The 15654-nt window shown below is 48.7% G+C and carries 15 protein-coding genes; 12 read left to right on the top strand and 3 right to left on the bottom strand.

All coding sequences use genetic code 11. The features are described from left to right. The first annotated feature begins 22 nt into the window (after positions 1–22). From KNO65_RS01450 to KNO65_RS01410, 9 genes are all read left to right on the top strand, one after another. Positions 23–895: a helix-turn-helix domain-containing protein gene (locus KNO65_RS01450; RefSeq protein WP_214781367.1), complete on the top strand. Its 873-nt coding sequence runs from the start codon at positions 23–25 to the stop codon at positions 893–895. Positions 896–927: 32 nt separating this feature from the next. Beyond that, a complete protein-coding gene (gene pgsA, locus KNO65_RS01445; RefSeq protein WP_074036832.1) occupies positions 928–1506 on the top strand; it encodes a CDP-diacylglycerol--glycerol-3-phosphate 3-phosphatidyltransferase in 579 nt (192 codons plus the stop codon). Between the two features lie 62 nt (positions 1507–1568). Beyond that, positions 1569–2795 (top strand): competence/damage-inducible protein A, encoded by a 1227-nt coding sequence (locus tag KNO65_RS01440; protein WP_214781365.1) that lies wholly within the window; start codon positions 1569–1571, stop codon positions 2793–2795. Between the two features lie 76 nt (positions 2796–2871). After that, positions 2872–3921: a recombinase RecA gene (gene recA, locus KNO65_RS01435; protein ID WP_012726480.1), complete on the top strand. Its 1050-nt coding sequence runs from the start codon at positions 2872–2874 to the stop codon at positions 3919–3921. A gap of 188 nt (positions 3922–4109) precedes the next feature. After that, positions 4110–5672 (top strand): ribonuclease Y, encoded by a 1563-nt coding sequence (rny, locus tag KNO65_RS01430; protein ID WP_035387855.1) that lies wholly within the window; start codon positions 4110–4112, stop codon positions 5670–5672. 48 nt (positions 5673–5720) lie between these two features. Continuing rightward, a complete protein-coding gene (locus tag KNO65_RS01425) occupies positions 5721–6515 on the top strand; it encodes a TIGR00282 family metallophosphoesterase (RefSeq protein ID WP_074036837.1) in 795 nt (264 codons plus the stop codon). Positions 6516–6541: 26 nt separating this feature from the next. Continuing rightward, positions 6542–6802 (top strand): stage V sporulation protein S, encoded by a 261-nt coding sequence (locus KNO65_RS01420; RefSeq protein WP_012726477.1) that lies wholly within the window; start codon positions 6542–6544, stop codon positions 6800–6802. Positions 6803–6968: 166 nt separating this feature from the next. Further along, the gene (tdh, locus tag KNO65_RS01415) at positions 6969–8045 is read left to right on the top strand and encodes an L-threonine 3-dehydrogenase (RefSeq protein ID WP_074036839.1); all 1077 of its coding nucleotides are present in this window, start codon (positions 6969–6971) and stop codon (positions 8043–8045) included. A 13-nt stretch (positions 8046–8058) separates the two neighbouring features. Further along, positions 8059–9240: a glycine C-acetyltransferase gene (locus KNO65_RS01410; RefSeq protein ID WP_214781363.1), complete on the top strand. Its 1182-nt coding sequence runs from the start codon at positions 8059–8061 to the stop codon at positions 9238–9240. A 681-nt stretch (positions 9241–9921) separates the two neighbouring features. Here KNO65_RS01410 and KNO65_RS01405 read toward each other — a convergent pair. Then, the gene (locus tag KNO65_RS01405; protein ID WP_214781361.1) at positions 9922–10470 is read right to left on the bottom strand and encodes a DUF4256 domain-containing protein; all 549 of its coding nucleotides are present in this window, start codon (positions 10468–10470) and stop codon (positions 9922–9924) included. 141 nt (positions 10471–10611) lie between these two features. Next, the gene (locus tag KNO65_RS01400; protein ID WP_214781359.1) at positions 10612–11769 is read right to left on the bottom strand and encodes an MFS transporter; all 1158 of its coding nucleotides are present in this window, start codon (positions 11767–11769) and stop codon (positions 10612–10614) included. A 257-nt stretch (positions 11770–12026) separates the two neighbouring features. Here KNO65_RS01400 and KNO65_RS01395 point away from each other — a divergent pair, with 257 nt between their 5' ends. Together KNO65_RS01395 and KNO65_RS01390 are read left to right on the top strand one after the other, a co-directional pair. After that, the gene (locus tag KNO65_RS01395; RefSeq protein ID WP_214781350.1) at positions 12027–12620 is read left to right on the top strand and encodes a GNAT family N-acetyltransferase; all 594 of its coding nucleotides are present in this window, start codon (positions 12027–12029) and stop codon (positions 12618–12620) included. Positions 12621–12654: 34 nt separating this feature from the next. Next, entirely contained in the window at positions 12655–13215 is a 561-nt protein-coding gene (locus KNO65_RS01390; protein WP_214781348.1) for a histidine phosphatase family protein, read from the top strand. An 84-nt stretch (positions 13216–13299) separates the two neighbouring features. On the opposite strand, the gene KNO65_RS01385 is transcribed toward KNO65_RS01390, so the two are convergent. Beyond that, entirely contained in the window at positions 13300–14304 is a 1005-nt protein-coding gene (locus KNO65_RS01385; RefSeq protein ID WP_214781346.1) for a site-specific integrase, read from the bottom strand. 101 nt (positions 14305–14405) lie between these two features. Here KNO65_RS01385 and hflX point away from each other — a divergent pair, with 101 nt between their 5' ends. Continuing rightward, positions 14406–15653, top strand: coding sequence for a GTPase HflX (hflX, locus tag KNO65_RS01380; protein ID WP_031423477.1), 1248 nt, complete (start codon positions 14406–14408; stop codon positions 15651–15653). Position 15654 lies beyond the last annotated feature (1 nt).

The raw sequence follows: 15654 nt of genomic DNA, 5'->3' as shown, positions 1-15654 counted from the left end.
TGAATGGAAGGTGTGGACCCCTGTGACAGAACTAGGGACTTTTTTGAAACAAAAGCGTGAGGAGAGCGGATTGACGCTCGACCAAATCCAGCAGACGACGAAGATTCAAAAGCGCTATATCATCGCAATCGAGGAAGGTGATTACAAAAATCTCCCTGGCTCTTTTTATGCACGGGCGTTCATTAAGACGTATGCGGAGTCGCTCGGCCTAGATGTGGATGAATTATACGAGACATATGCAAAAGATTTACCGGTCATCGAGGCACAGCCGTCTGTTCAACTCTCTCGGAAGAAAACGTATTCGAAGGCTTCCGAGTCGACAAGTCGGGTCTCGAGATGGGTTCCAAAAGTTCTCCTCGTTCTCACGGTCTTCTTGCTCATCACCGCGATTTATTTCGCAGTGAGAAGCATCGACTTCGGTGGTCAGGATGCAAGTCCTGCCGAACCGCCAAGTTCTGGTGTCACAGTCGACCAGAATGAGGATGTCCCGGCTGATGAACCGGTCGAGGAGGAACCGACTGAAGAGGAGCCGACCGAAGAAGAACCGCCAGCGGAATCTGGTCCGATTGCGGTGAAGGAGTCGAATGGGGCAGATATCACTTATGAACTCGCGACGAACGAGAAACTGTCGACCGAGATTTATGTGAAGGAGTCACCTGCCTCTTACGTGGGTGTTCGTGATACGTCGTTAGAAGGAGCCTTTCTCGCACCGGAATATCCGAACCAGTCGAAACAGAATCCGATTGTCATTGAAGATGCCGAGACGGACACATTGCGTATTCGAATCGGACTCATCGCAGGCGTTGAGAAAATCGTCGTCAACGGTCGTGAGCTCGTGCTTCAAGAGTCTCCGGTCACACAAAATATTTTTGTAAAGAGAGTCGACGCCGAATAAGTCGACTCTCCTTCTAAGAGGAGGCGTTCTATATGAACCTACCTAACCGATTGACGATGCTACGCGTGGTCTTGATCCCCGTATTCGTCGTCTTACTCGCTGTTGATTTTGATTGGGGAAACATCGCTTTTTTAGGCGCTGATATCCCGATGCACCAATTTATCGCTGGTGTGATTTTTACGATTGCGGCCATTACAGACTGGTTAGACGGACATTTGGCCCGTAAGCATAACTTAGTCACGAACTTTGGTAAATTTATGGACCCGCTCGCAGATAAACTGCTCGTCACGGCGGCCCTTGTGTTGCTCGTTGAGATGGATCTCGTCGCGGCGTGGGTCGTCGTCGTGATTCTATCACGTGAATTTGCGGTTACAGGCTTACGTCTCGTCGCTGCCGATGAAGGGATTGTCGTCGCGGCCGGGAAATCTGGAAAAGCGAAGACGTGGGTGCAGCTCTTTGCCATCATCTTCTTACTGTTCGGTAACCCGATCTTTAGCTATGTCGGGATCCCGTTTGGCGAATGGGCGATGTGGTTGGCGCTCGTACTTACAATTTACTCAGGTGCCGAATATTTCGCACAAAACTATAAGATTATTGTGAAGTCGATGTAAGTCGACAAAGACGAGTTGGTTGATCTAGCTCGTCTTTTTTTTGAAGTTGAGGAGGAAATGAGATGAAACGAGCCGAAATCATTGCGGTAGGAAGCGAGTTGCTCTTAGGGGAAATCGTCAATACGAATGCGAGTTACATATCAGAACAACTGTCGAAGTACGGTGTGCCGGTCTTGTATCATCAAGTTGTCGGGGATAACGCGGTACGAATGCGAGAGACGTTTGAAATCGCCCGTCGTCGTTCCGACTTTGTCATCGTCACGGGTGGACTCGGTCCGACGGCGGATGATGTCACAAAGGCGGTCCTTTCCGACTTACTCGAACGTCCGATCGTTCGGGATGAGGAAGCGTATGAGACGATTCAACGTTTCCTCGTGTCACGAAATCGATTGATGAACGATGGGGACGCTCGCCAAGCCGACGTGCTCAGCGGAGCAGACGTATTACCAAATCCGGTCGGGCTTGCCCCGGGCATGTGGATTGCCGGAGATACGACGTGGTTGCTTTTACCGGGTGTGCCACGTGAGATGAAAGCATTGGTCGAGGCGGCGTTTCCTAAGAAACTATCAGGAGCGACGCTCGTCTCAGAATCATTACGGTTTTATGAGATTGGAGAATCCGCTCTCGATGATGCCGTGAAGGACTTATTGGATGGTTCGAATCCGACCGTTGCCCCCTACGCCGAGACGGGAGAGGCAAGACTTCGGATCAGTGCCCGAGCGACGGACGAGGTGACCGCGCGTCAGATGATTGAAGAAGTGAAGACTGAAATCCTGAAACGGGTCGGTTCGTACTACTTTGGCTCTGACGATGAGACGATTGCATCACACCTTGTCCAATCATTGTCTAGATTGAATCGAACATTCGCTGTTGCTGAGTCGTTGACCGGCGGTGAGGTACAATCGATGGTTACATCAACACCTGGCGCTTCAGTCGTCTTTCTAGGTGGAGTCGTGACCTATTCGGATGAGCTAAAAAATAGGTATTTAGGGGTCTCGCTTGATACAATTGAACAGCACTCAGTCGTCTCAAAAGAAGTTGCCTATGAGATGGTGGACGGATTGTCAAAGACCACCCATGCCGACTATGCCCTCTCTTTCACGGGAGAGGCAGGACCGACATCGAATTCGGGTCGTCCGATCGGTACGGTCTATATCGGAGTGAAGACACCAAACGGAATAGAGGTCATCGAGCGGACGTATCCCCATCAAGAACGGAATATCATCCGCATGCGAGCCGCGAAGGACGGATTATGGGCCCTCATTCAACGAATCAAAAAAGGCGAATAAATGTTCGTAAAAAACTTGTGTATCGTACAGTGTTCACGTATAATAAGAGTATCAATTAAAGGAGGCTCATTTATCTATGAGTGATCGTAAACAAGCGTTAGAAATGGCATTACGCCAGATTGAAAAACAATTCGGTAAAGGCTCGATCATGCGCCTTGGTGAAAATACAGACCAACAAGTATCAGTCATCCCTTCAGGGTCAATCGCCCTCGACGTCGCGCTCGGTGCGGGTGGATATCCACGCGGTCGTGTCATCGAAGTATACGGACCAGAATCTTCAGGTAAGACGACGGTTGCCCTTCATGCGATTGCAGAAGTCCAAAAGCGTGGCGGTCAAGCAGCATTCGTTGATGCCGAGCACGCACTCGATCCGAAGTATGCTAAAAATCTTGGGGTCAACATCGATGAGTTGCTCCTTTCACAGCCGGATACTGGGGAGCAAGCGCTCGAAATCGCTGAAGCGCTCGTTCGCTCGGGAGCAGTTGATATCCTCGTCGTCGACTCGGTTGCGGCACTCGTACCGAAAGCCGAAATCGAAGGGGAAATGGGAGACTCGCACGTCGGTCTTCAAGCTCGTTTGATGTCTCAAGCACTTCGTAAGTTGTCTGGTGCGACGAACAAGTCGAAAACGATTGTCATCTTCATCAACCAAATCCGTGAGAAGATCGGGATCATGTTCGGTAACCCGGAAACGACTCCAGGGGGCCGTGCCTTGAAATTCTACTCTTCTGTACGTCTTGAAGTTCGTCGTGCGGAGACGCTCAAACAAGGTCAAGATATGGTCGGGAACCGTACGAAGATCAAGATTGTAAAAAACAAGATTGCACCTCCGTTCAAAACAGCGGAAGTTGATATTATGTATGGTGAGGGGATCTCGCGTGAAGGGGAACTCATCGATATCGGTGCAGACCTCGACATCGTTCAAAAGAGCGGAGCTTGGTACTCGTTCAATGAAGAACGTCTTGGTCAAGGCCGTGAAAACGCCAAGCAATACATGAAAGAAAATCCAGCAATCGCAGCTGAGGTCGAACAACAGATTCGAGATCACTACGGATTGAATGGAGAAAAAACGGTCACGGTCGAAGGCGAAGACGACGAAGTCCTCTCACTTCTCGATGACGAATAAGCACATCGTCTCACTCGAATTCTTTCGAGTGAGATTTTTTTAGTATAATTTTTTAGGCAATTGGTAGTTCTATCCTGTCCGTGCATTGCATTCTCCCTATTAAATAAGTACAATAAAGTTATGCGCGGGCTTGCCCGTGTATCTCACTTATTAAAAAAATAAAATAACCTTGCGAAAGGGAGGTGAACATGATGGAATGGCTATACTGGCTTATTCTGATCCTCCTTTTGCCGATAGCTTTTGTTGCAGGTTTTTTTGTGCGTAAATCGATCGCCGAAGCGAAGATTCAAGGTGCCGAGACGGAAGCGACTAAGATTGTAGAGCAAGCAAAACAACAATCGGAAGCGATGCAAAAAGAAGCACGGCTTGAAGTAAAAGAAGAGATGATTCAACTTCGTAATGAGACGGAACAAGAATTGCGTGAACGTCGCGAAGAACAGAAAGTGAAAGAGAATCGCCTCGTTCAAAAGGAAGAGCTTCTTGACCGCAAAGCAGACATGCTCGAGCGGAAAGAAGACTCGCTAGATGAACAGGAACGAGGACTCGAAAAACGCAAGCGTGAAGCAGAAATGCTCGAAAGCAAAGTGGAGGAGTTATACGAAGAGGCACGCCGAGAACTTGTACGCGTGGCATCCCTCTCGAAAGATGAAGCACGTACCATCATCATGGACGAAGCGAAGCAGGAAGCGCTTCACGATGCTGCTCTCCTTCAAAAAGAAATCGAGCAAAAAGCAAAACAAGAAGCGGATAAAAAAGCGAAACACCTCTTATCTCTCACGATGCAACGATATGCAGCTGAACATGTCGCCGAGACGACGGTATCCGTTGTCAACTTACCGAGTGATGAGATGAAGGGTCGTATCATCGGGCGCGAAGGACGTAACATCCGGACGCTCGAAACGTTGACTGGGATTGACCTCATCATCGATGACACACCAGAAGCCGTCATCTTGTCAGGGTTCGACCCGGTTCGTCGTGAAATCGCGAAGATGACGCTTGAAAAACTCGTTCAAGACGGTCGGATTCACCCCGCTCGAATTGAAGAAATGGTAGAGAAGTCTCGCCGTGAAGTGGATGAACGCATTCGTGAATACGGGGAGGAAGCTACGTTTGAAGCCGGAATTCACGGACTCCATCCAGACCTTGTCAAGACGCTCGGTCGCATGCGTTATCGTACGAGTTATGGTCAGAACGTCTTGTCTCACTCGGTTGAGGTGGCACATCTTGCCGGGATGATGGCAGCCGAACTTGGTGAAGATGTCACGCTCGCGAAACGGGCAGGACTCTTACACGATATCGGCAAAGCAATCGACCACGAAGTCGAAGGTAGTCACGTTGAAATCGGTGTAGAACTCGCGACGAAATACAAAGAACATCCGGTCGTCATCAATTCGATCGCTTCCCACCACGGGGACGTCGAGGCGACATCGACGATTGCTGTACTTGTGGCAGCGGCTGATGCCTTGTCAGCAGCGCGTCCTGGAGCTCGCCAAGAGACACTTGAAAGCTACATCCGTCGTCTTGAGCGACTCGAATCAATCTGTGAGTCGTTCGAAGGTGTCGAGAAATCGTATGCGATTCAAGCAGGACGTGAAGTTCGGATTATCGTTCGCCCTGATGTCGTTGACGATGTCGTCGCCGGTAAGATGGCACGTGATATTTGTAAGCGAATCGAGGACGAACTCGATTATCCTGGACAAATCAAAGTGACGGTCATTCGTGAAACACGTTCCGTCGATTATGCGAAGTAAACGAAGCGGAGAATTTCTCCGCTTTTTCTGTTTGAGGGAGGACTTTATATGAAAATTTTATTTATCGGTGATGTGGTCGGGAAACCAGGTCGTGATATATTGACGAAACAAATCGGACGCTTGAAAGACAAATACAACCCGACGTTCATGCTCGTCAACGGTGAGAATGCAGCAAATGGACGTGGTCTTACGAAAAAGATTTACCAACAGTTTTTGGAGCTCGGCTTTCATGGGGTAACGATGGGAAACCACACGTGGGACAACCGTGACATCTTTGATTGGATCGACGACGCCGACCGGATCGTCCGTCCGGCCAACTATCCGGACGGGACACCTGGGGTTGGCATGATGAAGTTGAAACAAAATGGGAAGAAATTGGCCGTGATCAATGTCATGGGAAATGTCTTCTTGCCGTCGCTTGACTGTCCGTTCCGTACCGTCGACCGTCTCGTCGAAGAAGTGCGCGATGAGGTCGATGCGATTTTTGTGGATGTCCATGCTGAGGCGACAAGCGAGAAAATCGCTATGGGCTATCATCTCGACGGTCGCGCTCAAGCCGTTGTCGGGACACATACACACGTGCAGACAGCGGACGAGCGTGTCCTATCGAACGGCACGGCCTACATTACCGACGTCGGCATGACCGGTCCACTAGACGGGGTACTCGGAATGGATGCGTCGACTGTTTTAAAAAAATTTATGACACAACTCCCAGTTCGGTTTGAAGTTGCCGAGGGACGGGAACAACTTAATGGAGTTTTCATTACAATCGATGATCAGACGAAACGAGCGACAAAAATCGAACGAATACACCTAGATGATCAGACCGTCTGGTTTGATTGAACAACCTACCCGAGGGGGAAACAAGAATGGACGTACTCAAAGTTTCGGCAAAATCGAACCCTAACTCCGTTGCGGGTGCTTTAGCGGGTGTGCTACGTGAAAAAGGAACGTGTGAGATACAGGCGATCGGGGCAGGGGCACTGAATCAGTCCATCAAAGCCGTCGCGATTGCCCGAGGCTTCGTCGCGCCAAGCGGTCTCGATTTGATTTGCATTCCGGCCTTTACTGATATTATGATTGACGGAGAGGAACGTACTGCCATCAAGCTCATCATTGAGCCGCGATGAGCGGTCGGGACATAGGTCCTATTCTTGTGAAGAGGAGCCATCGGCGCGGATGGCTCCTCTTTTTTTGTGTAAATCGGACGTTCTATCTTCTCAGTTTCGTCATTTTATGACAAGATGATAAAGAACGTATCGTTCGATCATTAGAGACAAGAGGGGGACGTTTTCAATGGAACAACTTGTGTCAACTAAAGAGACGGAATCAACGACACCAGTAATGAAAGCGATTCAAAAACACACGGCCGGGTTTGGGGCAAAACTGGTCGACGTACCAGTTCCGACACCAGGACCTGGAGAAGTACTCATTCAAGTCAAAGCGACATCGATTTGCGGGACCGATGTCCACATCTATGAGTGGGATGAATGGTCACAGAGCCGCGTCAAACCACCATACGTATTCGGTCATGAATTTTCGGGGGAAGTCGTGGCGCTCGGAGAAGGGACGAAGCGGATCAAAGTCGGACAGACGGTGTCTGCTGAAACGCATATCGTCTGTCATCAGTGTAAACAATGTTTGCGCGGGCAGTACCACATCTGTAAGAACACAAAAATCATCGGGGTGGACACGCAAGGCTGCTTCGCAGAATACGTCGTCATGCCCGAAGAGAACTTATGGGTGAACCCGGAGTCGATGCCAGCGAAACTGGCATCGATTCAAGAACCGCTCGGGAATGCGGTGCACACGGTGTTGGCGAGTGATGTGTCAGCTAAATCGGTCGCCATCGTCGGTTGTGGCCCAATCGGACTCATGGCGGTCGGTGTCGCCAAAGCAGCAGGGGCGAGTCGTGTCTATGCGATTGACGTCAATCCATATCGCTTACAACTTGCCGAAAAGATGGGGGCCGATGTCGTCATCAACAGTTTAGAGGAGAATCCGCTCGAATTGATTGAACGTGAGACCGATGGGGACGGAATCGATGTCGTCTGCGAGATGAGCGGTCATCCGATTGCCATCGATCAAGCGTTTAAGATGGTCACGGCAGGCGGGGACGTCAACGTCTTGTCACTCCCGGCCCGTCCGGTCGCCATCGATCTCACACGGGACGTCGTCTTTAAAGGGGTCCGCGTCCAAGGGATCACAGGACGTAAGATGTATGAGACGTGGGGCCAGGTCTCGACGATGCTCGCGACGGGTCAGCTGAACGTCGAACCGATCATCACACACGTCTTCAAGCTCGAGGAGTTCGAAAAAGGATTCGAACTCATGCGGGCAGGGAAATGTGGGAAGGTCGTCTTAATACCATAAAGGGGGAAACAACATGGCATTTGAACATATTACAGAAGCAATCAACGAGATGAAAGAACAAGGGACGTTCCGTAAGCTCGTCCCACTCGAATCAGCACAAGGGAATGAAGTGACAATCGATGGAAAGTCACTCGTCCAACTGTCGTCAAATAACTATCTCGGACTTGCGAACCACCCGCGCTTGAAACAGGCAGCCATTGAAGCGGTCGAGCAATACGGCGCAGGAACGGGATCAGTCCGTACGATTGCCGGAACGTTCGAGATGCATGAAGCATTTGAGCGCGAACTCGCGGAGTTCAAACATACGGAGGCCTCACTCGTCTTCCAATCAGGATTCGCGACGAACCTCGGGGTATTGTCTGCACTGCTTGGACCGGAGGATGTCGTCATCAGTGACGCCCTCAACCATGCGTCAATCATCGATGGGATTCGCCTCACGAAAGCGGCTCGACGTATCTATAAACACGTCGACCTCGAAGACTTGGAGAAGGCGTTGAAAGAGACACAAGATTATCGCACACGTCTTGTCGTGACGGACGGTGTATTCTCGATGGACGGGAACATCGCACCGCTTCCGGCCATCGTCGAACTCGCCGAGAAGTATGACGCTGCGGTCATGGTCGATGATGCTCACGCATCTGGCGTTCTCGGGAAGAACGGTCGCGGAACGGTCAACCACTTCGGTTTGGACGGTCGTGTCGCGCTTCAGGTCGGGACGCTCTCAAAAGCGATCGGTGTCCTCGGTGGCTATGTCGCCTGTTCACAAGATATTCGGGATTACTTGATCCACAAAGGTCGCCCGTTCCTCTTCTCGACATCACATCCACCGGCAGTCGTGGCGGCGAACCGTGAAGCGATCCGTGTGATGAAAGAGGAAGAAGAACTGTTCGACAAGCTATGGGCGAACACCGAGTTCTTCAAAAACGGTTTACGTGACCTTGGTTTCGATATCGGACATGCGACGACACCGATCACACCGGTCATGCTCGGCGAAGAGACGCTTGCGCATACATTCTCTGACAAGTTGAAAGAGCATGGTGTATTCGCACAGAGTATCGCTTTCCCGACGGTCGAACGCGGGAAAGCCCGTATCCGGACCATCGTCACAGCGGAACATACACGAGATGACCTCGAACGGGCACTCGAAGCGTTTAAAACGGTCGCGGAAGAGTTGAATGTGACACTACAAGCATAAATGAGAACTGCAGACGATCTGTCTGCAGTTTTTTGGTGGATTTGTATATGAAATCGAGTATATTCAAATAGGGTATGGATGAAGTAAATCGAAATATAGCGTAATTCTTAATATTTCAATTACCGTATTTGATTGAATTAGTACATCTCAGAAATGAGGAAAGGCTATGTTTCAGCAAGGGATCTTTCAAGTGGGGATGGTGTTAGATCGAGAGACGTTTTCGATCCTGACGATTTCACCACCATTCATAATAAATGTGATATTTAGTGTCCTGATTTTGATTGGCGTCTTGTACTTTCGGATTGAGAGTTGGAAAGGGAAATTGTGGAACGTTGTACTGATGTGTTACGCGCTCTTATTCATCTTTGTCTATATAGGAGCCTGGTTTGTGAGGCTGAAATACAACCTTACACCGAGTTTCAACGAGTCGTTCGCCCTCGAACCCTTTCCTGGATGGAAGATTTTTTTCAATGGATTGAGAACGGTATAGAAGAACCGAATTTGACAGCAAATGCGATTGCGTTTGGTGCGTTGCTGTTCTACTTCAGAAAGTTCAAGGGTAAATATACGTGGATATTAAGGCTTTTCGCAGTGATTCCTGTCAGCTTATTTTTCATCATATATTCCGAAAGTCTTTAGTTGGTTATTGCAATAAAAAAGAAGCAAGGCGCAATGCCTTGCTTAAATCATGATTATTCCTCTAAATCCTCGAGCGGCATAATAAGAATCTGCACCATTGTGGTAGACGAAGATGTGATCATAGCGACGGTCGCAGAACAGGGCGCCACCTTTTTGACGAATGGTGTCCGGTGTCTGAATCCAACTTGACGTCTTCAAATCGAATGCACCGAGCGTTTGTAAGTGTCGGTATGTTTCTTCATCGAGAAGGGTTATGCCCATCTGTTCAGATAGGGCGACCGCGCTTCCGGCAGGCTTATTCTTTTTACGTGCCTCAAGAGCTGGTTCGTCATAACAGAGACTTCGTCGACCACTCGGACTCTCAACTGAACAGTCGCAAAAAGCGAGGTCTCCGTTAGGGAGACGAATCACGTCTGGTTCTCCGCCGGTCTCTTCCATCAATGCGAGGGTGGTCAACTTATCCTGATCAATTTGAATTCGCTCCAATATGTCTGACCAGACGACGTCAGAATGAAGTTCAACGTTTTCAGTGAAACGAGACTCTAAGGTATTTAGTAACTCGATGGTTTCTTCCTGTGAAAGTTTCGACATGGAAATCACTCCGATCATTTGTTTCTTTTAGTATACGATATGAATCGCTACAGGTTGTCTTTTCAATTGTGAGAATGGAGAATCTACCAGTTAGAAAATCATTTAAATAAGGCGCCCTTTCTTAGAGAAGGCGCCTCTTGTTTATACAGATGATACGGTCAACATAGACTGTTCAGTCAATCGTCCGATCCAAATCAACGGAAGAGTCAAAAGTGCTCCGAGAAGGTAAACCGAATCAATTGGTAGTCCATCCGCAAGAAGACCGAACAGCAAACTCCCTACACTGAATGCGAGGGCGTATCCCGTTTGTTGCACACTATATACATAGGGAAGTCGCGCAGTCGGGATCTGTTCTTGAATGACGGTATTCGCCTGGATGATCCGCATTTGTGTGGCTGCCCCTTGAATCACTAACGCCAAAATCGCAAACGCGAGATGCTCGGTCACGCCGAACAACAGAGCGGCAACAATGGATAAGACGGCAGTCGACGGTAGCGAGGGTGCTCGACGAGACCGATAAAGATAAGCACTCGCCGCGATCATACTAATCAAAAATGATGCGTTAAGCGTTCCCCACCAGCCTGTATCGACTTGCAGATGTCGCTCGAGATAGACGAGAAGCAACGCTGAAATCCAAAGCGTGCTGACAAATGATTCATACGTCACAAACCAAGTCACACGATGAGCGAATGGTGACGTTCTTACATAAGTAAGACTATCGCGTAAGGTAATCGATTCCTCCGTTCCATCATCGACGATGTCTTCCGTAAGCGATTGATAGAAGTAAATCGTCACAACCGTTGAAAGGCTGAAGAGAACGAGTGAAACGATTAATGCAAAGGCGCTAGACGAGAGAGAGACGAGCATCGTCCCGAGCGGCCACATCGCGAGTTGGATGAACTGATTGGAACCTTGAACTAGGCTGTTCGCTTGTTGACGATTCGTCGCCAAACTTGGGATGAACGAGGCTTGAATCGGACGTGCGAATCCATCGAGAAATGCAATCCACATGACGAGTCCGAGAACAAGAATCGAATCCGTGAAGAGAACGAGAACAAGGGTGATCGTCTTCATCAGTTGTGACAGGACGAGCGTTTTCCCGAGCGAGTAGTGACTGAGGATGCGGGCGAAAAAGAGTCCGCTGAGCGTCATACCGGCAGTCACGGCAATCGGGAAACTGGCCGCCATGAGAGCGGACCCAGTTTGTTGATACAGCAAGGCAATGAGCGCGACGATGTATAGGACATCGCCAATGTTTACGAGCCATTGGCTAACGAGCAGTGTGTAAAACGATTTCATCACAAATCTCCTCCGAATCTATTCAATTTGGTAGGTTGGACGAATCGTTTTTACACATTTTCACCTCTTCATAAAATGATATAAAAATAATTATACAAAATTTGATTAATTCTGTAAACTTGTCATATGGGTGAAATTGTCATAGTAAGAGGATGGAATGATTCAACAAGCTTTGATGGTAGTGGGTAAAAAGCAATTACGTGGTTTACTTTACGAAAGTGAATTGAAAAAATAATGAATGATAAGGATGGGACTATATGCTTGAATATAAACTAAATGACGATGTCACACTGAGAATGTTCAATACAGACGATGCGGACGAGTTATTTAAGCTGACGATTGCATCGAAGCCTTATTTGCGAGAGTGGCTTGGCTGGCTCGACTATATTGAGACGGTGGAAGACTCGAAGCAGAACATAGAGGGACGAATCAAAGGGTTGATTGAAACGGGCGGGCGCCCAAAATCGTTCGCTTTGATGTATAAAGGAGCACTGGCCGGAACAATTGGATTTAACGAAATCGATCGTGGTATTCAATGTGGCACAATCGGATACTGGCTCGGACAAGAGTTTCAAGGGAAAGGCATCATGAGTCAAGCGCTCGAGACCATCATCGAGTATGGGTTTCAAGATTTGAAACTAAATAAAATTGAGATCCGAGTCGCGACAGAGAATGTGAAGAGTCGGGCACTTCCGGAACGATTCGGCTTTAAGGAAGAAGGGGTCATTCGAGATGCGGAGTGGCTGTATGACCGTTACGTCGATCATGTCGTCTACGGGTTGTTGAAACATGAATTTTTGCAGCTAAACCATCATTCTAAAGCTTATGATGAGGCTGGACATCGTATGTAAACAACGACGAGACATTATAAAAGGGGACTACTGAATGACAACCATATATTTTGTCAGACATGCACATTCTACCTATACACCAGACGAATTCGCCAGACCGTTATCTGAGAAAGGAATGCATGATGTTGCTGAAATTACAAACCTTCTAATCGATGAGGGGATCGATATCGTGACTTCGAGTCCATACAAACGAGCCGTTCAAACCGTAAAAGGCATCGCGGATTATCTTGGACAGGACGTTGTAGTGTCGGATGATTTGAGAGAGCGAACCTTGACTTCAGAACCAGCTAAAGACTTTACAAGCGCGATGGAGACCGTTTGGAAAAATCCTGCGTTCGCATGGGAAGGGGGAGAGTCGAACGATCAGGCCCAATCTAGAGGGGTAGAGGCTCTCATATCACTGCTCCGTACATACGAAGGGAAAAAAGTGGTGCTCGGCACACATGGAAATATTATGGTTCTCATGTTGAATTATTTTGATGTGCGATATGGATATGAATTTTGGAAAGAACTCGACATGCCGGATATCTATAAGGCGACTTTTGAGAACAATACATTGATGAGTGTCGAGAAGTTATATAAACCTCAAGGTTAGAAATCGATTGACTATAGATGGTAAGGATCAAGTTGTCTTTGTACCATTAGATAACCTGAAATCGTACAGACCAAGACCCGCCCTTCACGAGAGGGCGGGTCTTTCGTCTGACTCAAATAATTCAGTTCCAAACTCTTCATACGCCTGTTCATACCGGCGGAGGGAAGATTCCTTATGCATACAGGTGATATTCATCCGCTCGGATGGTGTCATATCGCCAGCATATGTCTTCAACACATGGGCGTTTCGAAGCATCGATGGCGTGACGGAGCGCGCGAGGCCACTTCGTTCGTTCAACTGCCGCATCATTTTCGTAATCATGACGATCGTCAATTGCTTCGGTTGATTCTTCGTATACACCCAGCGGAACGTCATCCGGGCAAAATCGAATGAGACGAAGGCCGGGTCTTCTGAATACCAACGTGGTCGTACCGGGGTCGGGATATCAGCTAGGTAATTCATGAGCAACGATTGATCTTCTTGTGACAGCTTCAACGTGAAACGGTTTCCGAGACGATCATACACGTCGAAGGTGTGATCGGCCAGATGCAAGTCGCTCATTCGCAAACGAATGATGTGATGGACACGCAATCCATATTTATAGAAAAGCGTCACAATCAGTTCGTTCCGATTGACGAGATAAGGATGAGCTTGGAGCTGATTCTCACTCAGTCCTTTCGTCGAACGAATCGTTTGAACGAGTCGGTCGAATTCAGATTCGAGTGCGACTTGGTCGACTGTCAACGTATGTGCCGGTTGGGAATAGGCAAGCATCTTCTTACGAAGCGGATTTAAAAATTGGGTCAGGCTATTGATGACCGTGACGATTCTTGCGACGGTCGCCTGTTGATAGTGCTTCTCTTCGATTAAGAAGTCATTCACGAATGTCTTCCACGATTCGAGCGGAACGTCTAACCAGTCCGTCGGTTCGTTCAGTTCGACATTGTGGTCGTGAAAGTATTTATGCACGTCGATCAAGTCGTAGCGATATCGCTTAAGCGTCGAGGGTTGACGACCGCTGGCGCCGAGATGATAGAGGTACGTTTCAATAAATTCCGGGAGCGGGTAGTCTTTTCTTCGTTTCGTCATGGTCGAGCCTCCTTCTTCCTTTATCCTACCACAAACGGACGTTCTCTATACGCTGATTCGTGGTAAGATGAAAGGTGAGACTTTATGGAATGAGGGATTACATGATTGAACGTGAAAAAGTTGTCATCGTCGGTTGTCAGTTGCCTGACACCGATGATTGGACATATGAACAGTCGATGGGCGAGCTCGTTGAACTCGTGGACACAGCGCAAGGCGAAGTCGTTGCCAGACTCGACCAAAAGCGTCAACAAATCGACCGTCGTACCTTTATCGGGAAAGGGAAAATCGAGGAACTCGCGATGCTCGTCGAACAGTTCGAGCCGGACTTATTGATTTTCAACGCCGAATTGACACCGGCACAGTCGAAAAACATTCGCATCGCCTTGAACGATCCAGATGAGATGAAGTTGATTGACCGCACACAGCTCATCTTGGACATCTTTGCGAGCCGTGCGCAATCGCGCGAAGGGAAATTGCAGGTCGAACTCGCGCAGATGAACTATTTGCTGCCGCGTCTCATCGGTCAAGGCACACAGCTTTCGCGACTCGGTGGTGGAATCGGGACGCGTGGTCCTGGTGAGACGAAACTTGAATCGGATCGTCGTCACATCAAGCGCCGCATCGATGAAATCACGAAACAGCTCGAGGGGACAGTCGCACACCGTGGACGTTACCGAGAACGCCGAAAAGAAAACAGGGTATTCCAAGTCGCGCTCGTCGGGTATACGAATGCTGGGAAGTCGACAATCTTTAACCGATTGACCGATGCCGACACGTACGAGCAGGATGAATTGTTTGCGACGCTCGACCCGTTGACGCGCGAGCTCGAACTTCCGCGAGGTGGGAAAGTACTGATCACAGATACGGTCGGATTCATCCGTGACTTGCCGACGAAACTCGTTGCCGCGTTTCGTTCGACATTAGAAGAAGTTGTCGGTGCCGACTTGATCCTTCATGTCATCGATGCATCGAACCCACATTATCTGAATCAAATCGATACGACGAATGCGGTATTAGAGGAACTCGGTGCGAGTGAGGTGCCTCAGCTCGAGGTATATAATAAGAAAGACCGTCTCACGGAAGACTTCGTCGGCGGACCGTTATTGATCTCGGCAATCGCCTCGGAAGATATCGTGACGTTGACAGGTGCTCTCGAGGATAAGATTGCGGACATTTTGACAAAAGTCCATGTCATTCTCCCGGTGACGGCGTTTGAACACTACCACCCGGCCAAAGAGGCGATGTATCGTCTTGAAGAGAGCTTTTTAGATGACGGTTCTGTCGAATTAGTAGGTTATATGAGAGAAGACACGCGTCTATATGCGACGCTAAAACAATTTGAGGTGTAAG

This window comes from Exiguobacterium sp. S3 (genome assembly GCF_018617295.1).
GTDB classification, from domain to species: domain Bacteria; phylum Bacillota; class Bacilli; order Exiguobacteriales; family Exiguobacteriaceae; genus Exiguobacterium; species Exiguobacterium profundum.
Note: the sequence above shows the minus strand (reverse complement) of the source record. Positions and strands in the feature narration are given on the sequence as shown.